Annotated in this window: 15 protein-coding genes; 7 read left to right on the top strand and 8 right to left on the bottom strand. The window is 71.8% G+C overall.

Annotation, left to right across the window (positions count from 1 at the left end):
- The first annotated feature begins 91 nt into the window (after positions 1 to 91).
- Both QQM67_RS23335 and QQM67_RS23340 read left to right on the top strand, forming a co-directional pair.
- Entirely contained in the window at positions 92 to 2,257 is a 2,166-nt protein-coding gene (locus QQM67_RS23335; RefSeq protein ID WP_314176081.1) for a P-loop NTPase family protein, read from the top strand.
- Positions 2,254 to 3,861 (top strand): ABC transporter substrate-binding protein, encoded by a 1,608-nt coding sequence (locus tag QQM67_RS23340; RefSeq protein WP_314176083.1) that lies wholly within the window; start codon positions 2,254 to 2,256, stop codon positions 3,859 to 3,861. Before QQM67_RS23335 ends, QQM67_RS23340 begins: the two co-directional genes overlap by 4 nt.
- Before the next feature lie 21 nt (positions 3,862 to 3,882).
- Here QQM67_RS23340 and QQM67_RS23345 read toward each other — a convergent pair whose 3' ends face one another.
- A complete protein-coding gene (locus tag QQM67_RS23345; RefSeq protein WP_314176085.1) occupies positions 3,883 to 4,242 on the bottom strand; it encodes a DUF1304 domain-containing protein in 360 nt (119 codons plus the stop codon).
- Between the two features lie 113 nt (positions 4,243 to 4,355).
- Between QQM67_RS23345 and QQM67_RS23350 the strand changes: the two genes are divergently transcribed.
- Positions 4,356 to 4,811 (top strand): winged helix-turn-helix transcriptional regulator, encoded by a 456-nt coding sequence (locus QQM67_RS23350; RefSeq protein ID WP_314176087.1) that lies wholly within the window; start codon positions 4,356 to 4,358, stop codon positions 4,809 to 4,811.
- A gap of 49 nt (positions 4,812 to 4,860) precedes the next feature.
- Here QQM67_RS23350 and QQM67_RS23355 read toward each other — a convergent pair whose 3' ends face one another.
- The 3 genes from QQM67_RS23355 to QQM67_RS23365 all read right to left on the bottom strand — a co-directional run bounded on the left by QQM67_RS23355 (position 4,861) and on the right by QQM67_RS23365 (position 7,478).
- Positions 4,861 to 5,952, bottom strand: a complete 1,092-nt coding sequence (locus QQM67_RS23355) for a restriction endonuclease (RefSeq protein WP_314176089.1) — start codon at positions 5,950 to 5,952, stop codon at positions 4,861 to 4,863.
- 167 nt (positions 5,953 to 6,119) lie between these two features.
- Positions 6,120 to 6,557, bottom strand: a complete 438-nt coding sequence (locus tag QQM67_RS23360; protein ID WP_314176207.1) for a GNAT family N-acetyltransferase — start codon at positions 6,555 to 6,557, stop codon at positions 6,120 to 6,122.
- Between the two features lie 315 nt (positions 6,558 to 6,872).
- Entirely contained in the window at positions 6,873 to 7,478 is a 606-nt protein-coding gene (locus QQM67_RS23365; protein ID WP_314176090.1) for a DUF2269 domain-containing protein, read from the bottom strand.
- 167 nt (positions 7,479 to 7,645) lie between these two features.
- Between QQM67_RS23365 and QQM67_RS23370 the strand changes: the two genes are divergently transcribed.
- The 3 genes from QQM67_RS23370 to QQM67_RS23380 all read left to right on the top strand — a co-directional run bounded on the left by QQM67_RS23370 (position 7,646) and on the right by QQM67_RS23380 (position 12,221).
- A complete protein-coding gene (locus QQM67_RS23370; RefSeq protein WP_314176092.1) occupies positions 7,646 to 8,416 on the top strand; it encodes an HAD family hydrolase in 771 nt (256 codons plus the stop codon).
- Between the two features lie 201 nt (positions 8,417 to 8,617).
- Entirely contained in the window at positions 8,618 to 10,699 is a 2,082-nt protein-coding gene (locus QQM67_RS23375; protein ID WP_314176094.1) for a globin domain-containing protein, read from the top strand.
- 103 nt (positions 10,700 to 10,802) lie between these two features.
- The gene (locus tag QQM67_RS23380; RefSeq protein ID WP_314176096.1) at positions 10,803 to 12,221 is read left to right on the top strand and encodes a pyridoxamine 5'-phosphate oxidase family protein; all 1,419 of its coding nucleotides are present in this window, start codon (positions 10,803 to 10,805) and stop codon (positions 12,219 to 12,221) included.
- A gap of 75 nt (positions 12,222 to 12,296) precedes the next feature.
- On the opposite strand, the gene QQM67_RS23385 is transcribed toward QQM67_RS23380, so the two are convergent.
- From QQM67_RS23385 to thiC, 3 genes are all read right to left on the bottom strand, one after another.
- Positions 12,297 to 12,797 carry an NUDIX hydrolase gene (locus QQM67_RS23385; protein WP_314176098.1) on the bottom strand — a complete coding sequence of 167 codons (501 nt, stop codon included), beginning with the start codon at positions 12,795 to 12,797 and terminating at the stop codon, positions 12,297 to 12,299.
- 438 nt (positions 12,798 to 13,235) lie between these two features.
- Positions 13,236 to 16,775, bottom strand: a complete 3,540-nt coding sequence (locus QQM67_RS23390; protein WP_314176100.1) for a WD40 domain-containing protein — start codon at positions 16,773 to 16,775, stop codon at positions 13,236 to 13,238.
- A 627-nt stretch (positions 16,776 to 17,402) separates the two neighbouring features.
- A complete protein-coding gene (thiC, locus tag QQM67_RS23395) occupies positions 17,403 to 19,229 on the bottom strand; it encodes a phosphomethylpyrimidine synthase ThiC (protein WP_314176101.1) in 1,827 nt (608 codons plus the stop codon).
- A gap of 452 nt (positions 19,230 to 19,681) precedes the next feature.
- On the opposite strand from thiC, the gene QQM67_RS23400 reads away from it, so the two are divergent.
- Positions 19,682 to 21,124, top strand: coding sequence for a YibE/F family protein (locus QQM67_RS23400; RefSeq protein WP_314176103.1), 1,443 nt, complete (start codon positions 19,682 to 19,684; stop codon positions 21,122 to 21,124).
- On the opposite strand, the gene QQM67_RS23405 is transcribed toward QQM67_RS23400, so the two are convergent.
- On the bottom strand, positions 21,075 to 21,308 hold the full coding sequence (locus QQM67_RS23405; RefSeq protein ID WP_314176105.1) for a DUF5326 family protein: 234 nt from the start codon (positions 21,306 to 21,308) through the stop codon (positions 21,075 to 21,077). The genes QQM67_RS23400 and QQM67_RS23405 overlap by 50 nt on opposite strands.
- Between the last annotated feature and the right edge of the window lie 57 nt (positions 21,309 to 21,365).

Consider the following 21,365-nt stretch of genomic DNA (forward strand, 5'->3'; position numbering starts at 1 on the left):
CTGGCGATCCGTCAAAACCCTTCCCTTGACGCGCTGTTGACGCATTCTTGATGCGGCGTACACGTGGGCGGCGACGGCCGGAGGTGGAGAGATGCCGCAGGAGTGGGCGGGAGAATCCGACCGGGACAGAGCCGTGGAGCGGTACGTGCGGGAGCTGCTGGAGCGGCGCCCGCGCTCGCGTGCGGACCTGCCGGCGACGTTGCTTCTCGGGCCGCGCGGCAGCGGAAAGACCACAGTGCTGCGGCACTTGGCGGACTGGGCCCGCCGGGCGCCCGTCGCCCGGCTGGATCTGGCGGCGCTCGGTCAGGAGGGCCGTAAGCCCATCGATGTGCTGGCCGCCCTCGTCTTCCAACTCAACGCGAAGAAGCGGGACTTCGCCCGGCTGCGGTTTCCGTCTTTCGGTCTGCTGGCGATCGCCGTCGCCGCGCGGATGGAGGCCGCCGACCGCGACGACGCGGTGCGGCAGATGGAGCAGGCGCTCATCGGCCCGCCGAGCAGCCGCGCCGAGGTCTTCAACCAGCTCGCGCAGTACGCCGCGACGGTGCTGGGCGCCCCGACCGCCGTGACGGCGGCGCTGCCTCTGCTGCCGCAGTGGCAGCGGCACTGGGTGCGGGCCCGGATGCGGTGGCGGCTGGCGCGGGCGCGCCGGCGCGCCGAGGGCGGTGGCGCGGGCTCGGTCGAGGGTTTCCTGATCGACCTCAACAGGCGTTACGGGGACCGGGAGTCGGCGGAGCGGAGGCGTGCCGAGTCGGTTCTCTTCGATGCTTTTCTGGACGATCTGCGCAGGGCGTACGGATCGCGGGCCGGTGATCTGCGCCGTACGACGCAGTGCCTGGTGCTGCTGGACAACGTGGACAGCCCGCTCGGCAACGAGTTCCTCGCGGCGCTGCTGGAGGCACGCGGCAAGGCGGAGGCGCCGGATCCGCTGCTGGTGCTGGCGACGGCGGGTAGTTACCCGGCGGCGCTGGAGAGCTTCGCGTTCGGCGGTCCCCGGCAGCTCGGTGCGCTGCCGGGGAGGTGGCCCGCGGACGAGGAGCGGTTCCGTCCGGAGCAGGTGGTGAAGGGCCTGGTCGTCGGCAGGCTGCGCGATCTGGCGCGGCACGAGGTCGAGCGGCAGGCCGAGGAGGTATTGCGGTCCGCGGGCCGCCAGGTGGCGCCGCCCGCCGCGGACAACGGCGTGCAGTGGCTGGGCTGGCTCGTGTACGAGGTGACGCGCGGCCATCCGGCGGGCACGGCTGGGCTGTTGGCGGCGCTGCTGGAGTGGGGCCCGGAGGTGGGCTGGGAGGAGCGGCTGCGCCGGAGTCTGGAGCCGGGTGCGCCGCTGGTGGGTGAGCTGCTGGAGAGGCTGCTGCCGATCGGTGCGAGCGCCGAGCTGGTGCGGACGCTGGCGCGGGCGGCAGCGGCGGCCGATCTCGCGCAGGCTCAGGCGGGCGGCGTCCTGTGGGAGGACGGTGCCCGAGTGCAGGACGAATACCACGACTTCAGCACGGATGTGCTGCGCACGATGCATCTCGACGGTGCCGACGAGGCGGAGAGCGGGCGCGTGGAGACTCCGCATCCGTTGCTGCGCCTTCTGCTGCTGCGCCGTCTCGCGGAGGTGCCGGCACAGGACGGGCCGGACGGGGCGGACCGGCGTCGCGGCACGGACGGGGAGCAAGGAACCGGCGGGCCGGACGGGACGGATGCCGTACGTGCGGCGCACACCGTGCTGCGCGAGCGTGCCGCGGCGGACGGGGACGAGCGCACCGCCGCCTACCATGCCCTGGCGGCGGGCGACTTGGCGGCCGCGGCCGCTCATCTCGACGGCGCGTTCGACCGGTTGACGCCCGACGAGTGGTGTGCGGAGCTGTGCCGGCTGCGCCGTGCTCCGTTGCCCGTGGTGGCCGCGGGCGTGCGAACCAACGGAGCCGGTCGCGTCGACGGGGCCGGCGGCTCGGACGGCGGAGCGCCGATGCAGCCGGTGTGGGAGCGGTACGAGCGGCTCGTCGATCACCTCAACGAGGGTGCGGTCGAGCAGCGGCTGCGGACGGTCACGCGCCTGCTCGCGGCGGAGTGGCTCGGCCCGGAGCCGCCGGAGGATCCCCGTACGGACCGGGTGGGCGACCCGTACCGCGACCCCTTGGGCGACCCGGGCGCCGAGCTCTACGGAGAGATCCAGGCGCGGCTGCACACGCTGGCGGTGCACGCCGACAGCGTGCCCTGGACGTCGGTGCTGCTGCGGAAGGCGAAGCAGTACGGAAAGGAGCCGTGGCTGTGACCGGCGGCGCAAGAGGGAGCGGCGATGCGAGTGGGAGCGGCAGTTCAGGGGGAGGGGGCGGCGAGCGCGTCGGCACCCCCGGCGGCCGGGTGTTCGTACCGCCGAGACCCCCGCACCGCTGGGGCCTGATCGCGATCGCGACGGTCCTCGTCGCCACGGTGGCGGCGCCGCTGGGGAGTTGGGCGGTCCAGCGGGCGGGAGAGTGCGCGGACGGTGTGCGGAAGGTCGCCGGAGGGGAGTGCGTGGGCGTCACCGACGGGGCGTACGAGTTCGAGAACCTGCGCGGTCTCGGGCGGAAGATCCACGCGGAGAACGAGAGGGTCGAGAGGTCCGGTGAGCCGTCGGTGTCGATCGCGTACGTCGAGGCCATGTCGGGCGGTTCGGCGGATCGCGGTGCGGAGACGACGCGGCAGGCGGTCGGCGGTGCCTATCTCGCGCAGCGCGCGCTGAACGCGGAGGGCGACACGCTGCCGAAGGTGCGTCTCCTGCTGGCCAACACGGGGCGGGGCGACCGGCATTGGCGCGAGGTCGTGGACCGGCTGACGGAGTCGAGGTCCGGTGAGCGGCTGGTGGCGGTGGCGGGCTTCGGGCAGAGCAACGACCGTACGAAGGAGGCGGTGCGGAAGCTGCGGAAGGCCGGGCTGCCGATGGTCGGCGCGACGGTCGCGGACGACGGGCTCGGCTCGCGGACGGCGGGCTTCTTCCGCGTCTCCTTCCCCAACCGGGACCAGACGTCGGCGGCGGCGCGCTACATCAAGGCGCAGCAGCGCGAGCATTCCGGCCACCGCGTGCTGATCGTGCGGGACGGCAACGAGGAGGACACCTACAACACGTCCCTGTACAGGGATTTCAGGGCCGCGGCGCGCCGTGAGCGGCTGGACGTGGACGACCAGGTCGTCCCGTACCGCTCCGGCGAGGGCGAGGCCTCGCCGACGGGCAACGCCCTCTCCCTCGCCGCGGACCGCGTGTGCGACGGCGACCCTCCGGACGTCGTCTTCTTCGCCGGGCGCGGCCGCGACCTGCGGCGCTTCATCGAGGCCGCCGGTGAGGGCGGGCGCCGGTGCCGTACGACGGTCATCTCCGGATCGAGCACCCTGGGCGTCTACTTCGACACCAGGGGCGAGCGGCGCCGTGCGGATCTCGAGCGCCTGCGCACGCGCTGGGAGCAGAGCGGCGTCACCGTGTACTACACGGCGTACGCACATCCGCAGATCGCCGAGAAGGTGTACGGGGACGAGGGGGGCGGCGGCGGGCCGTTCGCCGGCTTCGAGAAGGAGTACGGGCGTCAAGTCGGCGGCCCGGGTGCGGCGTTGGAGAGCGGTCAGGCGATGCTCGGCCACGATGCGGTGTTCACGATCGGCAAGGCCGCCCGTACCGCCGTGCAGGTCTACGGAACGCGCCGCGTCACGCCGCGGATGGTGCTCGCGATGCTGGAGCAGACGAGCGGCAGCTCGCGTGTGCGCGGTGTGAGCGGGGAGATCGCGTTCGACCCCGACACGGGCGAGCCGGTCGGCCGGCCGCTGGCCCTGGTGGAGCTGCGGCGCCCGCCGGCTCCGGGCGGGGACGGGGAGAAGTACCGCTTCGTGGAGGCGGTCACTCCGTGACGCGGGGGTGGGCCACCGTTGTCAGGCGGCGAGCGTGAGGGCCAGGGCGGCGGCAGCCGGGAGCGCCTGGACGTAGATGATGCGCCGGGTGGCGGTCACGGCGCCGTAGACGCCCGCGACGAGAACGCAGCAGAGGAAGAAGATCCGCACCGCGTGACCCGTCGGCTCCGGTGCGAGCAGGCCCCAGAACAGGCCTGCTGCCAGAAATCCGTTGTAGAGCCCCTGGTTGGCCGCGAGCGATGCCGACTCGTCGGCGAACTCCTGCGTCAGGCCGAAGGTTCTCCGGACGCGCGGAGTGCGCCACAGGAACATCTCCAGTATCAGGATGTACACGTGGAGCACGGCGACCAGGGCGACGAAAGCGAGACCAGCGGTGTGCACGAAGTCCTCCGGGAGACAGGTGAGTTGGCATTCCCAACCCACTAGGACGGGCGGAGCGTAGCAGCACGATGATTTGGTTTTCCAATCCACTGGCTCGGGGTTAGATTGCCGCCATGGCGAGGAGAGAGGTGAACCCGCGCACGTGCTCGCTGGCCTCGGCGCTGAACGTCATCGGTGAGAGGTGGTCGCTGCTGGCCGTCCGCGAGGTCTTCTACGGCGTGCACCGGTTCGACGGCATCGTCCGCAACACCGGGGCGCCGCGCGACATCCTCGCCACGCGGCTGCGCACCCTCGTCGACGGCGGAGTCCTGCGGCGGGTCCGCTACTCCGAACACCCCCCGCGCGACGAGTACCACCTCACGCAGGCGGGCCAGGAACTGGCGCCCGCCATGCTGGGCCTCATGCGCTGGGGCATGCGCTGGGCGCAGGGGGCACCCGTGAGCGCCGCGGCCTTCACCCACAGCTGCGGCGGCACGCTGGACGCCGCGATCGCATGCAGCGCCTGCGGCGAGAAGATCGACGCCCACGACGTGACGCTCCCGGACCCGGGTACGGCAGACGGCACGTGAGCGCGGAGGCCGGCGCCTGAGGCCTTCCGCGCTCAGGGGGACCGGAGGCTCACTCGAGGACGCGCAGCCTGGCGCCGTTGTTCCACGCCTCCAGCAGCCCACGGTGGACGGCCGTCACGTCGTGCCGCGCGGCCGTCAGCAGCGCGTCCCTGGTGAACGGCGCCGTGGCGACGAGGAGGGCGACATCGGCCTCGTATTCGAGCTTCGCCATGCCGACGAACTCCCGCACGTCGTCGCTGGTGATGCTGGAAGAGGGCGTGCGGGCCTTGCACTTGACGACGAGGCGCCGGCCGTCGCCGGTGTAGTCGAGGACGTCGGCACCGGCATCGCCGTGCCTGCCCGTGACGGCGATCTGCGCACAGCCGTCGCGCCTGCACAGCCAGGCCACGTGCCGCTCGAACTCCCGCCCGTTCATGGCGTCGAGCGCCGCCATGGAACCGGCGGCCCGGTGCCTCCGCAGCACCCTCCTGAGGTGGATCATCTCCGCTTCGTACTCCGCCAGTTGGCGGCGCAGCTCGCGCTGGGAATCGATGGCCTGATTGAGGAGGGGCACGATGCTCCGCCCGATGACGGCGCGAACGGTCTCCTCGGCGAGCTGCCGCACCCGCGTCTCGTCCAAAACGGGCCCCGACGCCCGCTGCGCCGCGATGTTCTGCGTGATGCGCTCATCCAGCCACGCGATGAGGCCGTGGACGACGGACTCGTCCACGGGGGCGGAGCCGGCCCCGGCGCGGCTTGCCTGTTCCGCGTCGAGCAGATACGTACGGATCCGCCGCGCGACCTCGCTGTCGCGCAGCAGCATCGCGACGTTGAGGACGGCGCGGCGACTGTAGACAGTGAGGTGCGCACGCCCCTGTGGATAACTCCCGTCAGAAAAGGACAGGTTGTCTCTTTCAAAGACCCGCAGGTCAGAGCCTCGCAGCGTGCGCAAGCCGTTGGCGGTGAGTTCGTCGCGGTGGCGCTGCACCAGCTTGCTGATCACCTGGTCGGTCACTTCGAAGTAGTCCGCGACCATGCGCGTCGTCACGTGAAGGCCGTCGGGCAGCAGCGACAGCACCTTCACCTTGTCGAGTGCCTCCGTCCTCGCCACGACGGACGCGCGCAGCGTCTGCGATTCCAGCAGCGCGCCTTCGTGCACCATGACACCCCCCTCTCCGGGCGGACCCGGACACAAGTGGGCATCCCTGCTGATCCCACCCCCTGCCGGGACCAACGAGACGTGAGATGTGAAGACACGCTCGAATTGCGGCCGTTCTTGCGATTCGAACCGCGCGGCATGCGGGACGGGGCCTGCGGTGCCTCCCAGGGTCAGAGTTGCATCTTGAAGCCCAGGTGGGATGCCTCGAAGCCGAGGCGTTCGTAGAAGCGGTGTGCCTCGATGCGGGTGGCGTCCGAGGTGAGTTGGACGAGGACGCAGCCCTGGCGGCGGGCCTCCTCGATCGCCCACTGGATCAGGCGGCTGCCGAGGCCGCCGCCGCGGGCGTCCGCGTGCACGCGGACCGCCTCGATCAGGGCGCGGGTGGAGCCGCGCCTGGACAGGCCCGGAATGACGGTGAGTTGGAGCGTGCCCACGGGCGCGCCGTCGCGTTCCGCGACGACGAGGTGCTGGTTCGGGTCGGCGTCGATGCGGGCGAACGCCTCGCGGTAGACGGCGGTTTCGCCGGGGCTCTCCCGCTGGGCGCCGAGGTGGTCGTCGGCGAGCATGGAGACGAGGGCCGGTACGTCGTCTGCGGTCGCGCGCCGCATCGTGACCGGCGCCGGTGGCGGCGGTGACGCCGGGGGCGGCGTTGATGACGAGGGTGGGGTCCCGGTGCTCATGATCGCAGCTTACGCCCCGGTATTGGCCAGAGGTTGGACTCGGTCGGAAAGTGCGCAAGCGGGCGGGTGTGCGGGGTGTGCGGCGTTGGCGCCGCATTGGCGCCGACGGCTTCCGTGCACGTAAGGCCCGGGCGGGCGGCGGCAGTTCGGGGCGCTCGGCGCGGCCCCTCCGCCGCGTCCGGAGCTTCGAGTCGAGGAGCTCCGAGCGGCCGGTACGGGTCGCGGACCCGTACCGGCCGCGGGTCAGACCGGCTGACGGGACTGCCGCCCCGCGACCGGGTCGTCGGTCCCCTGGCCCTCGCCGGCCGCGGCTCCGCGCGCTCGCGCCGACGCCCTGGCCCTTCCCGTACGGGCGTCCCGCAAGCGGCGTCCGCGCCTGGTCAGGCCCCAGGGCTTGAGCACCGAGACCGCCGTGAGGAAGACGTACAGAGAAAGGGAGACGGCAGGCGGGAAGAGGAGGTCCGTGCTCGGCACGGGCTCGCCGGCCGCCACCAGCGCCGCGGCCTCGTCCGCGCCGGGCTTGAAGGCGAAGACGGTGAGCGCCGTCGCGACGAGGGTCAGCCAGAACTTCACCCAGACCCAGCGGTACCGGGCCAGACCCCACGACGTGCCCAGGGAGAGCACGAGCCCCGTGCCGAGGGAGAGCAGGGCGACGGGCAGGAGCAGCCAGTCGGCGAAGAGCTTCATGGCCGTGTAGGCGGGCACGGCGAGCGCGTCCGGATCGCTCGCTCCGGCGATCGCGAGGGTCAGCAGGCACAGCGAGATGCCGAGCCAGCCGACCGAGACGGTGACGTGCGCGACGAGGAGGGCTCTGCGTGCGGGGCGCGGCAGGCGCGGTAGCTCAGACATGTTCCATACGGTGACCGGCCGTCGCCACCCGCCGCGTCTGACGGCGGGAGTACTTCGCGCTACTCGGTGCCGAGTACGCGGAGGCCCGGCAGTACGCGAGGGCGGGCCCGGGCCCTGCCCGGAAACGCCCGCGACCCGGCGTACGTACGCGAACTACGATCGAACGCATGGCCTCCTCGCTCTCCGGTCCTTCCCGGCGTCCGCCCAGGCTTCATCTCTTCGATCTCGACGGGACGTTGATCCACGGTTCGTCCGCGGCGGTCGAGATCTCACGTCAGCTCGGACTGGACGAGGAGATCCGCGAGCTCGAACTGGCCTTTGCGGCGGGCGGGATGACGCCGCCCGAATTCGCGGCGCGCGCCTGTGCGCTGTGGTCTGAACTGACGGAGGATCACATCACCGCCGCATTCATGGAAGCCCCTTGGCTATCGGGAATTCGCGAAGTGTGGGCCGAGATAAGGGAACGCGGCGAGCGGTCGGCGGTCATCTCGCTCTCGCCGGACTTCTTCGTCGGACGGCTGCTCCTCCAGGCGCCGCCCCCGGGCCGCTGGACCACCTCGCCCGCCGCCCCTGACGCCGTTCCGAACAGCACTGCGCACACCGCCGAGACCGCCCGTACCGCCCGTACCGGGGGCGGGGCGGACGCCACCTACGGCTCGCGCTGGCCCGCCGTCCCCTTCCGCGAGCTGCCCGACCCCTCCGGCATCCTCTCCGCCGAGGCGAAGGTGCGGATAGCGGACGAACTCTGCGCCGAGTTCGGTGTTTCGAGAAGCGAATGCGTGGCTTACGGCGACTCCATGTCGGATGCGGCGTTGTTCGCCGCCGTGCCGGTGTCGGTCGCCGTGAACGCCGACGGCCATGTGCGCGGTCTCGCCTCGGCCGAGTACGAGGGACGGGATCTTCGCGAGGCTTACGGACTTGTCGGCAGGAATCCGTAATTTCTCTCAGTGGTGCACGTCACGTACTTCGCCCCCGGGACGGACGGGACTTGTGTGGCGAAGTGATAACGGTATGGTCGAGTCCGCATCGCGCGGGACGGCGAAGAATCCGTAGTCGGTGTCAGGGGGCCGCACACCAGAACGACGTTCCGAATGCGCAAGTGCGCAGATTGTTCGTAGGAGTTCGAGGCGAGGCAGACCATGACGACCACATCGGCCGGTAACGGTCCGTCCGCGGGGGACGGCAGAAGTGAGAACGACGAAGGCTGGGGGTGGTTCACCCCTGCGCAGCCGGCCACCGAGGCCGCCGAGGCTGCGGCGTCCCGCGAGAACGAGCAGTACGAGCAGTACCAGCACCGGCAGCACGAGCAGCAGCAGTACGGGCAACAGCAGTACGGGCAGGGCGGGCAGGCCGGAGCACCCTCCGCGCAGCCGCAGGCGGGCGCCCCGCGTGGAGCCGCCGACGGCGGCGACGGGACGGGCACGCGGCCGTTGAGCCCGATAGCCACCGGCCCCGGAGCCGGCCGCGCGCTGTGGGCCGAGACGCCCGAGGAGGCCGCGATACCGGTGCCGGCACCGCCGGACCCCGGCGCGAACGGCCCCCGTTCCGGCAACTCCCCTTACACGGGAGCCCCCGGGACCGGGACTCCCCCCACGGGAACTCCTCCCGACGGAACTCCCAGCGCCCCCGACTCGGCCCGCACCCCTGACTCGCCCCGCACCGCGGACGACCCCGGGGCCGCTCCCGGCCACGGGCCGCGCGGAGCACCGGCGCCCGGCGGCTGGTCCGGCGGCGGCCCCGAGGCACCCCGCGAGCACCCCGCACCTTCCCCGTACGGCCACGGCGGGCCCGAAGCCAACGCGGCCCCGCCGACCGGGGCTCCCGGACAGGCCCAGGCCCAGCCCCAGGCTCAGCCGAAGCCGCAGGCCCCGGCGGCGAACGACCCCGAGGCCCCGCCGCGTCCCGGGCCTCCACCCGCGCATCCGCCCCGGCCCTCCGCGGCCGCGCCACCGCCTCCCGCCGCCCCGCCCCGGCCGGGCCCGCCGCCACCGGCGGAGAGACCGGCCCCGCCCCAAGTCGCCGCGCACGACGGCGGGTCCGCGGCCGAGGCACAGCCCGCCGCGGACGTCGAGTCGCGCGACGCCGCGCTGATCCGGCGCACCCTGGACGAGGTCGAGCCGCGCGCCGACGCGGCCACCTCGTACTTCTACGCACTGCTCTTCGTCCGGCAGCCCGCGCTGCGCGAGCTCTTCCCGGCCTCCATGGACACCCAGCGCGACCGGCTCTTCCGGGCGCTGCTCACCGCCGTACGGCTCAGCGACGAACCGGACGCGCTCTCCGAGTACTTGGCGGGTCTGGGCCGCGGCCACCGCAAGTACGGAACGCTTCCCGAGCACTATCCCGTCGTCGGCGAGTGCCTGCTGGGCGCCCTCGCGCAGTACGCCCCGGACACCTGGGGCCAGGACGCCGAGGACGCGTGGGTCCGCGCCTACACCACGATCTCGCAGGCCATGATCGACGCCGCCGCCGACGACGCCCAGCGCGCCCCGGCCTGGTGGAACGCGCAGATCGTCTCGCACGAGCTGCGCACGTCCGAGATCGCCGTGATCACGCTCCGCCCCGACAACCCGTACCCGTTCCTCGCGGGCCAGTACACGAGCGTCGAGACGCCGTGGTGGCCCCGGGTCTGGCGGCACTACTCGCTCGCGTCCTCGCCGCGCTCCGACGGGCTGCTCACTCTCCATGTGAAGGCCGTTCCCGGCGGCTGGGTCTCCAGCGCGCTGGTGAACCGCGCCCGGCCGGGCGACGTACTGCGGCTCGGTCCGCCGGCGGGCAGCATGACCGTCGACCACAAGACCGACAGCGGGCTGCTCTGCGTCGGCGGCGGCACGGGCATAGCGCCGATCAGAGCGCTCGTCGAGGACGTCGCGCAGCACGGCCGTTCACGGCCCGTCGAGGTCTTCTACGGTGCGCGCACCGACCACGATCTGTACGACCTGGAGACCATGATGCGAATGGAGAAGCAGCACGGCTGGCTCTCCGTCCGTCCCGTGGTGGCCACCCCGCCGGGCTCGGCGTTCGCGAACGCCCTGCCCGGTCAACTCCCGGACGCCGTGAGGCAGTACGGTCCATGGTCCGCCTACACCGGCTATCTCTCGGGGCCGCCCGGCATGATTCGCAGCGGGGTGGACGCACTCGTGGCCTCCGGTGTCCCGGCGAACCGAATACGGCACGACTCGCTGGCGGAACTGATCGCCGGCGGTGAGCGTACGCCGGAATGAGCAGGCGGCACTGCCACCGGCATCCGCGGAAGCGTAACGAGAACGGCGAGACAGAGCGCACTAGAACGAGAACGAGGCACAGGAAGGAAATGGGGTCAGCGGCGTGGCTGAGGCGGAGGAGCCACGTCCGTGGGTCGGGCAGGACTCACGGGCGGGGCAGGACCACGAGAAGCGGCACGAGCGCGAACGCGAGCTGAAGCGCGAACTCGGGCAGGAGCGCGAACTCGGGCAGGAGCACCGACGCGAGCCTGAGCGCGAACGGCGGGGCGGGCAACCGGACGCCCGACTGGACGGGCGCGAACCTGAACACGGCAGGGCGGAACCGGAAGGGCCGCGCCGGCGCCCGGGCAGTGACGGGGAGCGGCTGCTGCAACGGAGGCTGGGCACGGCCGACCGTGCGGAGCGCTTCTACGACGAGCAGGTGCTCGATCATCTCAACGAGCGCATGCGGGAGTTCGTGCAGCGCCAGGAGATGTTCTTCCTCGCGACGGCCGACGGCTCCGGCGCATGCGACAGCAGCTTCCGCGCCGGTCCTCCGGGCTTCCTCCAGGTGCTGGGCGAACGCACCCTGGCCTACCCGGAGTACCGGGGCAACGGCGTGCACGCCAGCCTCGGCAACATCCAGGAGAACCCGAACCTGGGCATCATGCTGATCGACTTCACCCGGGCACGGATCGGTCTGCACATCAACGGCCGGGCGACCATCGTCGACGACCACGAGCTGCGCGCCGCGTACCCGCACCTGCCCGAGGACCCCGTGCCGGGGCGGCGGGCACAGCTGTGGGTGCACATCGAGGTCGAAGAGGCCTACATCCACTGCGCGAAGCACATCCCGCAGATGCAGAAGGCTCCTCGGCGCACCGCCCGCGACTGGGGCACCGACGACTACAAGCGCAAGGGCGGGGATTTCTTCGGCACGGCGCGCGACGCGCGTGAGCGCGTGGCGCCGGGCGCGGGCGGAGAGCGCGAGCACACCGCTCCGTCCGAGCTCGCCGAGCCCGCGGGGCACGAGTCGGCGGAGGCCGCCTACACCGCCCCCTCATCCACGGCTTCCCCTTCCACCGCTTCCACTTCCGCTTCGTTCGCCCCGGACGCGGCGGGTCCGTCGACCGCGGGGACGGCTGCGTCCGAACAGTCCGCCGTGTCCGTCGCGTACGACGAACTGCGGGGATTCGCCCGGGAAGTGGCGCACGCGGACTCGGCTCACGACTCCGGCGGTACGTCCGAGACCCCGGCCGTACCGGAGCAGCGCCGCTCGCCGGACTGGGAGTGGCCGGAGATGCCGCCGCCCCCGCGATTCCCCACCGCGTCCGTCGACCCGCAGGGACAGACGGGCCCGACGGCGATGGACGGGGCGTCCGGCGCGCTCGCCGCCCGCGGTGCGCAGTCCGGCGGATTCCAGTTCCCGACGAGCGGCTCCGATCCGCAGGCGTGGCGCCAGGAGGCCGAGCGTGCGCTGGCCGAGGCGCAGCGGCGCGGTGCGGTGAGCGAAAGGAGCCCGTTCCAGGGCTGGTTCGGCTGAGGAGGGAGCAACCGCCCTCCTCCCGCGCGCATTTCACACTCCACGCATCGCTTCGGCGGGGCCCGATGAGGGCCCTTACCCCAGGTCGCGGGCGAGGAGCGCCAGTACGCCCTCGATGTTCTTGTCGAGGTATGCCCGCAGCGCGGGCGGTACGACCTCGACGGACGCGACGCCCTCGCGGGTGAAGGGCACTCGCACGAACTCGTAGAGACCGCACGGCTCGTCCACTTCCGGGCCGTGCCTGCGGGAGAGGTCCATCGAGGCGAGACGGCAGACGAAGAAGTGCTGCACCTTCACGCCCGTCTCGCCCGCGTCGTTGGTGTGCGGAACGGTGTCGACGAACGCCGGGACCACGTCCGTCACCTTCGCGCCCAACTCCTCGTCGACCTCGCGGTGCAGCGCGTCGACGACGGTCGCGTCCACTCCGGGCTCGACACCGCCGCCCGGAGTGATCCAGTACGGCTCACGGCCTGGCTTGGTTCTCTTGATCAGTACGAGGTCGGGGGTTCCGGTGTCGTCTCCGTCGAGGAGCAGGGCTCGTGCGGTGCGCTTGACCACGGGAAGCTCATGGGCCATGGATGAGGTCTGGCCCACGGGGCGGCAGGCCAAACACCGATCTCCCTGGATGTACGGACATCCGGACCTGATCACCGTCGCCTATCCCTTTAACCCCACGGAACCCGCACATGCAATAGTGAATATCTCCACAGAGGTATATCGATAATGTCGTCTCCGTCACTGGACATTGACGCAGAGTCAACTAACCTGGTGTAGGCGGTTCTTCGCGCGTTGAGCCGCGACCGGGCGGTTCGAGGCATGAGGGGGGAGCCTCGAACCGCTCCGGCCTGTAGGGGGGTTCGCGGCGATACGCAGATGCGGGAGGCGACTCGCCACGACCGCGTCGTGCGTGCGGGCAACCGCGCGCCCGCCACGTCTTCCGCTTCTCTCTGGCGTCTCCCCGCCGAACACCCCTGAGGCACCGTGGAGTTCGGAACAGGGGCGGCCTGGCGAGGCTCAGTCGCCGTCCCCCGCGGGCGGGGCGATGGTGGCGTCGTTCCGGATGTCGAACAGGTAGAGGCCCCGCTTGCCGCCCGCCGCGAACGCGCCCTGCCCCGGGGCCCACGCACAGCACCGGAGTTCGTCGTCCACGCGCATCATGGCCACGCAGTCACCGGTCGCCGTGTCCCACAGCCGCACGGTGCGGTCCGTGCCAGTGGTCACGAGCCGGGTGGACGACGGTGCGGCGGCGAGCCCGGTGATGCGGTCGCTGTGCCCGGCGAGGCTGCGCATCGGTTCCCCGCTGTGCACGTCCCAGAGCAGCACGGTGTGGTCCTCGCCCGCGGTGGCCAGCCAGCTTCCGTCGGGTGCGGCGGTCAGGCCCGTGATGCGCTCCGTTGGGCCCGTGAGAAGCCGCGACTGCCGCCCCGTACCGCTGTTCCAGATCCGTACGGTCCGGTCGCAGCTGCTTGTCGCGAGCCAGCTTCCGTCGGGTGCGGTCGCCACCCCGGTGATGCGGTCGGTGTGCCCGGCCAGCGTGCGCAGATGCCGTGCGGTCTCCGGGTCCCACAGCCGGACAGTGCGGTTCGCGCACACGGTGGCGAGCCATTCGCCGTCCGGCGCGACCGCGAGGGCGGTGATGCGGTCGCTGTGCCCGGTGAGCGTGCGCAGGTGGTGGCCGGTGACGCTGTTCCAGATCCGCACGGTGCTGTCGTTGCTGCCCGTCGCGAGCCACTGGCCGTCAGGTGCGAAGGCGAGCGCCGTGACGCGGTCCGTGTGCCCGGTCAGGGTGTGCAGATGACCCCCGCTGCCCGTGTCCCAGATCTGCACGGTGTCGTCCTCGCCGGTACTGGCGAGGCGGTCGGCGCCGGGCGACACGGCGACGCTCGTGGCGCGGCGGTTGTGCCTGGTGAGCGTGTGGCTCCGCCGTCCGGCTCCGGCGTTCCACATGCGTACTGTGCGATCCGCGCCCGTGGTCGCGAGCCAGCTTCCGTCGGGCGCGACGGCGACGCCGGTGACGGCGTCCGTGTGGCCGTTGAGCGTCCGCGTCTCCTGTCCCGTACGCAGGTCCCACACACGTGCGGTGTGGTCCTCGCCCGTAGTCACCAGCCAGGTGCCGGAGGGCGACGCGGCCAGGGCGGTCACCGTGTCGGTGTGCCCGGTCAGGGTGCGCTCGTACCGGCCGCTGACGGCGTCCCAGATCTGCACGATCTGGTCCTCACCCGCCGTCGCGAGCCAGCTCCCGTCCGGTGCGACGGCCAGCCCGGTGACCCGGCCGTTGTGCCCGGTGAGCGTGCGGCGGCAGCGGCCCGAGCCGGCGTCCCACATGCGGATGGTGTGGTCGGCGCCGCTGGTGGCGAGCCAGGTGCCGTCGGGTGCGACGGCGACGCCGGTGACGGTGGCCGTATGACCGCCGAGAGTGCGGAAGAGGCGTCCCGTACGGACGTTCCACAGCCGCACTGTGTGGTCGGCGCCCGTGGTGGCGAGCCAGGTGCCGCCGGGGGCGACCGCGACGCCCGTGACGAAGTTGGTGTGGCCGTCGAGGGTGTGCATGAGCTCGCCGGTGTGCGTGTTCCACAGCCGCACCGTGTCGTCCCAGCTCGCGCTGGCGAGCCAGGTGCCGTCCGGTGCGATGGCGACGCCGGTGACGATGTTGGTGTGGCCGTCGAGAGTCCGGATCTCCTCGCCAGTGCTCGCGTTCCACAGCCGCACGGTCTGGTCCCAGCCCGCGCTGGCCAGCCAGTCGCCGTCCGGTGCGACGGCCACGGACGTGACCCGTCCCGAGTGCCCGGTCAGAGTGCGCTTGAGGCTGTTGCCGAGCAGGTCGGGAAGAGGCCACCGGCTGACCAGATGCGGCTGCTGCAGTTCGGTCCGGCGCTCGGCAACCTGGTCCTGCCAGCAGGGTTCCCGGCCGATGCGGCTGTGCAGTACGGGCGCCAGGGAGTGCTCCGGCCGGGTGGGAGCGAGCAGATGCGCGGCGCGGGCGAGGGCTCCGGCACGTGCAGCGGCTCGCTCGGTGGGGATACGGCTGAGATCCGCGTACGGAGCGCTCGGACCGTGCTGCGCGAGCCGTGCCTCGACCCATCGCAGATCGCCCGCGGTCGCCTCGGCCTGCTCGGAGCGTCCCGCGTCCAGCAGATGGGCGATCAGATGGCTGCCGAGGTACGGGTCTTCCTCCAGCCACCATGCGGTGCCGGGGCCGGGTTCACCGGGTGCGAGCGGTTCCGCCGAGGGAAGGCCGCCGGCCACGGCGTCCAGCAGCGATGCGCTGAGCCGGGCGAGGTTCCGCGGGCCGAGTTCGCCGCGCAGATACTCGCGTACGACGTCGTGGAGGGTGAGAGTGCCTGCCTCGGGCCGCAGGACGACGAGGGAGAGATCGGCCATGTCGTGGCACAGGCGGCGGCCCTCCCGCGCCTCGAGACCGGCCGTCTCCTGCCACAGCCGGGTGATCAGGCCGACGGGAACGGACTCGTCCTCAGCGAAGACGCCGAGCTCCCGGAAGCGGGCCGCGCCGTCGCCGGGCAGCAGACGCACGCTCGCCTCGATGGTCGACCGCACGGCTTGTGGCTGCGGCCCGGGAGTCTCGCCCGGCGCCGTCGAGGAGCGCTGCGGAGGATCGACAGCGGTGGGCCCGTCGGCGCGCAGCCGGCTGAGGACCTCCGAGGCCGTCGTCTCCGCCGGGCGTCCGAGTTCGAGGTCGGCGGCGAGGATCCGGTTGGTGAGCCGCAGCAGCAGGGGCCAGTCGCCGCAGGCGTGCAGCAGCCGCCGCGTCACGGCGGAGTCCATGGCGGGCAGACCCCAGGCGAGGACCTGCCGCGCCTGTCCGGACGTCATCCGGTCGACGCGGACCCGCAGCGCGTCGCCCGGTAAGGAAGAGGGGACGCGGGTGGTCGCGATCCGGGCGCAGTGTCTGCCCCCGTAGAGGAACGGCCGCAGCTGTTCGGCGTGCCACACGTCGTCGATCACCAGCAGCGTCGGCGGCCGCCGGCTGAGCAGGCGTCCCAGGTGGCGGCCGGCGAGACGCGGGTCCTCGAAGGTCGCCGTGTCGCCGGTGATCAACCGCGCGACCTCGTTGACCTTGGCCGCGACGGCGGCGCTGCTGCGGATGTCGCGTCCCATCGTGAACGGGTAGATGCCGCCCTTGAAGTGCTTGCGCACCGACGGGTTGCCGCAGACCAGTTCGGCCAGCGTCGTCTTGCCGAACCCTCCCGCGCCGTGCAGGCCGACGGTCGTGCCGCCGACGGCGCGGTTGCCGTACGGGACGGCGGAGGGCGAGCGACGCAGCAGGGCCCGTACCACCTCGTCCGCCTCGGCGGGACGCTCCACGACCCACTCCTCGCCGGCGCGCTGTGGCGGCGGTTCGAGTGAACGAGGGGCGCCCGCCCAGGTGTTGCCCCATGTCAGGGCGAGCGCCGCGAGCACCGCGCCCGCGCCGGTACCGGTTCCGATGCGGGCTTCCTGGCCCCAGGGCAGCACCTCGTCGCTGAGCCACACGGAGAGCGTGAACGTCAGCATCGATACGACGGTCAGCGTCAGCCACCGCTCCCAGCGACCCATCTCCCCAACCCCCATAAGCCGTAGGGCCGGTCATGGTGCCACCGCCCGGACCGCACCACCTGTTATCCGGTCAACATCAACAACTCGCCCCGAGTGCCATGGAGTCCGGCCGGCGGCCGGCTACCGAGAGGTACGAATGTGGGGGGCATGTGGACGGATCGGCAGCCGCGGTGGGCCGTGATCGCGATCAGCCGGGCCCGGGACGCCGTCGTTGCTCGCTCACGTGCGGGCGCGGAAACGGAGGGAGTCGCTCCGGTGGTGCACGCCTGCTGCGCGCCGTGCGGCCGGGCTGCCGGGCGCGACCGTCCGTGCGTCTCCCGTTGTCATGACCGTCTGCCGCCCACGGGAATGGGCGGGCTCTGGCTGAGGGGGCTTGAAAACAGCGTTGCCCGATCGTCGTGGGGCGAATGGGACGGAACCGGCGGGTGAACCCGCGGCGACTGCGCGACGGTTCCGCGAGGACTCCGTACTGGTCAGCGGCAGCGGGAGGGACCCGCCGTCCTCGCGCCCGCGTGAACTCAACGCTCCGCAACGGCCGTTGGAGCCAGACACCGGAAGGCCCCGGAGCGGCATGTCGCCGCTCCGGGGCCTTCCGCGCTTCCGGTGCCGTACCGGCCGGCTCTCCGGCTAGTCGGCGACCGGGAGATAGATCCTGTTGCCCGCCTCCGCGAACTCGCGGGACTTGGCGAGCATGCCCGACTCCACCTCCTCGTCGGTGAGTGCTTCGGACTCGTCCGGACCGAACTTCTCCATGACCGTCTTGCTGATCTTCATCGAGCAGAACTTCGGCCCGCACATCGAGCAGAAGTGCGCCGTCTTAGCCGGCTCTGCCGGCAGCGTCGCGTCGTGGAAGGAGCGCGCCGTGTCCGGATCGAGTGCCAGGTTGAACTGGTCCTCCCAGCGGAACTCGAAGCGGGCGTCCGAGAGCGCGTCGTCCCACTCCTGTGCCGCGGGATGCCCCTTGGCCAGGTCGGCCGCGTGGGCCGCGATCTTGTAGGTGATCACGCCCGTCTTGACGTCGTCACGGTCGGGCAGGCCCAGATGTTCCTTCGGTGTGACGTAGCAGAGCATCGCCGTGCCCCACCAGCCGATCATCGCCGCGCCGATGCCGCTGGTGATGTGGTCGTAGCCGGGAGCGATGTCGGTCGTGAGCGGGCCCAGGGTGTAGAAGGGCGCCTCGTCGCAGACCTCCTGCTGGCGGTCGACGTTCTCCTTGATCTTGTGCATCGGGACGTGGCCCGGGCCCTCGATCATCGTCTGGACGTCGTGCTCCCTCGCGACGCGGTTGAGTTCGCCGAGGGTGTCCAACTCGGCCATCTGCGCCTCGTCGTTGGCGTCCGCGATCGAACCCGGCCGCAGGCCGTCGCCGAGGGAGAAGGTGACGTCGTACGTGCGCAGGATGTCGCACAGCTCCGCGAAGTGCGTGTAGAGGAAGCTCTCTTCGTGGTGTGCGAGGCACCAGGCGGCCATGATCGAGCCGCCGCGCGAGACGATGCCGGTCTTACGGCGGGCCGTCAGCGGCACGTACCGCAGCAGCACGCCCGCGTGCACCGTCATGTAGTCGACGCCCTGCTCGCACTGCTCGATGACGGTGTCCTTGTAGACCTCCCAACTCAGCTCCTCCGCCTTGCCGTCGACCTTCTCCAGCGCCTGGTAGAGCGGGACGGTGCCGATCGGGACGGGCGAGTTGCGCAGCACCCACTCGCGTGTGGTGTGGATGTTGCGGCCGGTGGAGAGATCCATCACGGTGTCGGCGCCCCAGCGGGTCGCCCACGTCATCTTCTCCACCTCCTCCTCGATCGAGGAGGTGACGGCGGAGTTGCCGATGTTGGCGTTGACCTTCACGAGGAAGTTCTTGCCGATGATCATCGGCTCGGTCTCGGGATGGTTGACGTTGGCGGGCAGCACGGCCCGGCCCGCGGCGATCTCATCCCGTACGAACTCCGGTGTGCGGCTCTCGCGCACCGCCACGTACTCCATCTCCGGCGTCACCAGGCCGCGCTTGGCGTAGGCGAGTTGGGAGACGGACGCGCCGCCGCCCGGGCTTTCGCGGCCCCGGCGGGGCCGTCGGGGTCGGCCCGGGAAGACGGCGTCGAGACCGGTGAGATCCGCGGCCGCTCCGCCGCCGCGCAGGCTGCCGCCGCGTGGTGTCGTGTGCTTGATTCCGTCGTCCTCGGGCCGCAGTTCACGGCCCGCGTACTCCTCGGTGTCGTCGCGTTCGATGATCCAGTTCTGGCGCAGCGGGGCCAGCCCGCGGCGCACGTCGGTGTCGATGGCGGGATCGGTGTACGGCCCGGATGTGTCGTACAGCGTCACATCCTTGCCGCTGGTGAGGTGCACACGGCGGACCGGGACCCGCAGGTCCGGGCGCGATCCGCTCAAGTAGCCCTTGTGCCAGCCGAGTTCGCGAACCGCGTTCTCGGCCGAGGGGGTACGTGCATCCTGCATGGTCATCGGACCAACTCCCTACGCCGGCATTACCCGGTAACAGGTTCGGCGGTCGACGCAGCCTTCTCCGTTGCCCGTTGACGGTCGTACGGAGGTCAGCGCCCTCTCAGCCCCGTGCTCGGAGCTCCCGCGATTGCAAAGGCACCTTCACGCTAACGCTATGAAGCAGGTGATGAAAGGGCCCCCTTCGGCCGGGCCTTTGCGATGATCGGGGGGTGACTCCGTTTCCTCGGTCCCGCCCGGACCGGCACGCGCCAGGCTCCTCCGAACCTGTTCCGGTTCCGGGACAGGAGCGTGAGGGCGATCCCCGGGCACGCCCACCGGGGCAGCCGCAGGGGCAGGGGCAGGGATCTGGACAGGCGCACGGGAGGCCGTACGGGAGCGCGTACGGACAGCAGCCGCCCGCGCGTGGCCACTCGCAGCCGCCCGGTGCCGGTGCCGGTCCCGGTCCTGGTCAAGTGCCCGGCCCCGCCCCGGGCCAGGGGCCCGTCCCCGGTCACGCGCACGGACACAGCCATGCACACGGCCACAGCCATGGGCACGGCCACGGCGCCCCCGCGCCCGTCTCCCGTCATCTGCGCAAGGTCATCGCGGCGGTGCTGATCCCCTTCGCCGTGGCCGTCCTCGCCGGGATGGCGGTGCTGTGGCCGGGCGGCGTGCCGAAGCAGGGCGGCCCCAGCGGCGTCGGATTCGACCGGCCCACGCTCCCGGCACGCGTGACGGCGGTGAAGGTGGTCGACTGCAAGGACGTGAACGCGCAGCAGCCCCCGCAGCAGCCGGGCCAGTCCGCGGGCCAGTCCGCCGGGGCGGGAGGCCAGGGCGCGACCGGCAAGCCCGCCGGGCCGTGCCGTAAGGCGACCGTCGAGGTGACCGCCGGAAAGGACAAGGGCAGCACCTTCACCGAGGTCATCACGCCGGACGCCACCCGCACCTACTCCGCGGGCCAGGACGTGGTCGTCGCCTATGCCGAGAAGGCGCCGCGCGAGCTGCGCTACAGCGTCATCGACGTCGACCGCGACGTGCCGATGGTGCTGCTGGCCGGCATCTTCGCGCTGTTCGTCGTCCTGGTGGGGCGGATGCGCGGCGTGCTCGCGCTGGTCGGCCTGGCGGTGAGCTTCGCGGTGCTGAGCCTGTTCATCCTGCCCGCGATACTTCAGGGTTCGAATCCCCTGGTGGTGGCGGTGGTCGGCGGCAGCGCGATCATGCTGGCGACGCTGTATATGTGCCACGGCCTGTCCGCCCGTACGTCCGTGGCCGTGCTCGGCACGCTCGTCTCGCTGCTGCTGATCGGCGTGCTCGGCTCGCTGTTCATCGACTGGGCGCACCTGACCGGCAACACCGACGACCAGACGGGCCTGGTGCACGGCCTGTTCCCGGGCATCGGCATCCAGGGTCTGCTGCTGGCCGGGGTGCTGATCGGCTCGCTCGGCGTGCTCGACGACGTCACGGTCACGCAGACCTCGGCTGTGTGGGAGCTCAAGGAGGCCGATCCGGGCGCCGGTTGGCGGAAGCTGTACGGCTCGGCGATGCGCATCGGCCGCGACCACATCGCCTCGGTGGTCAACACCCTGGTGCTGGCCTACGCGGGCGCGGCGCTGCCGCTGATGCTGCTGTTCTCCATCGCGCGAAGCGGCGTGACGACGGTGGCGACGAGCGAGGTCGTGGCGGAGGAGATCGTCCGGACGCTGGTCGGTTCGATAGGGCTGGTCGCATCCGTGCCGGTGACGACGCTGCTCGCCGCCCTCGTCGTCTCCTCGGACCGGCGGCGCGCGGTGGCCGCGGGTGGTGCGGGCGGCACGGGCGGTGACACCGCCGTCCGCACGGACGGGCCCGTGCGGACGGAAGCGGAGGTCACCACTCGTCGCGCTGGGAAGAACGGGAAGAGGAGGAAGCCGAAGTGAAGTGGCGCACGAGGTAGATGAGGCCCCCGACGAGCGCCGCGAAGATCAGCACCTTGAAGAGCAGGCCGATCAGGAAGCCGACGATGCTGGCGATGAGACCGCCGAAGACGACGACGGCGATGACCGGGATCGCGACCCACTTCACCCACCACGGCAGGCTGGTGAAGATCCCCTTGGCGTCCATGGCTCGCTCCTGTCGGCCGGACCGGCCCCGCTCGTGACGGGCCGGTGAAGTACGGGC

Source organism: Streptomyces winkii (assembly GCF_032248595.1).
In the GTDB taxonomy this organism is placed as follows: domain Bacteria; phylum Actinomycetota; class Actinomycetes; order Streptomycetales; family Streptomycetaceae; genus Streptomyces; species Streptomyces winkii.

Coding starts and splice junctions, on each gene's coding strand:
- QQM67_RS23335 (WP_314176081.1), top strand. CDS start 92: ATGCCGCAGGAGTGGGCGGGAGAATCCGACCGGGACAGAGCCGTGGAG.
- QQM67_RS23350 (WP_314176087.1), top strand. CDS start 4,356: ATGGCGAGGAGAGAGGTGAACCCGCGCACGTGCTCGCTGGCCTCGGCG.
- QQM67_RS23355 (WP_314176089.1), bottom strand. CDS start 5,952: ATGGTGCACGAAGGCGCGCTGCTGGAATCGCAGACGCTGCGCGCGTCC.
- QQM67_RS23360 (WP_314176207.1), bottom strand. CDS start 6,557: ATGCGGCGCGCGACCGCAGACGACGTACCGGCCCTCGTCTCCATGCTC.
- QQM67_RS23365 (WP_314176090.1), bottom strand. CDS start 7,478: ATGTCTGAGCTACCGCGCCTGCCGCGCCCCGCACGCAGAGCCCTCCTC.
- QQM67_RS23370 (WP_314176092.1), top strand. CDS start 7,646: ATGGCCTCCTCGCTCTCCGGTCCTTCCCGGCGTCCGCCCAGGCTTCAT.
- QQM67_RS23375 (WP_314176094.1), top strand. CDS start 8,618: ATGACGACCACATCGGCCGGTAACGGTCCGTCCGCGGGGGACGGCAGA.
- QQM67_RS23385 (WP_314176098.1), bottom strand. CDS start 12,797: ATGGCCCATGAGCTTCCCGTGGTCAAGCGCACCGCACGAGCCCTGCTC.
- QQM67_RS23390 (WP_314176100.1), bottom strand. CDS start 16,775: ATGGGTCGCTGGGAGCGGTGGCTGACGCTGACCGTCGTATCGATGCTG.
- thiC (WP_314176101.1), bottom strand. CDS start 19,229: ATGACCATGCAGGATGCACGTACCCCCTCGGCCGAGAACGCGGTTCGC.
- QQM67_RS23405 (WP_314176105.1), bottom strand. CDS start 21,308: ATGGACGCCAAGGGGATCTTCACCAGCCTGCCGTGGTGGGTGAAGTGG.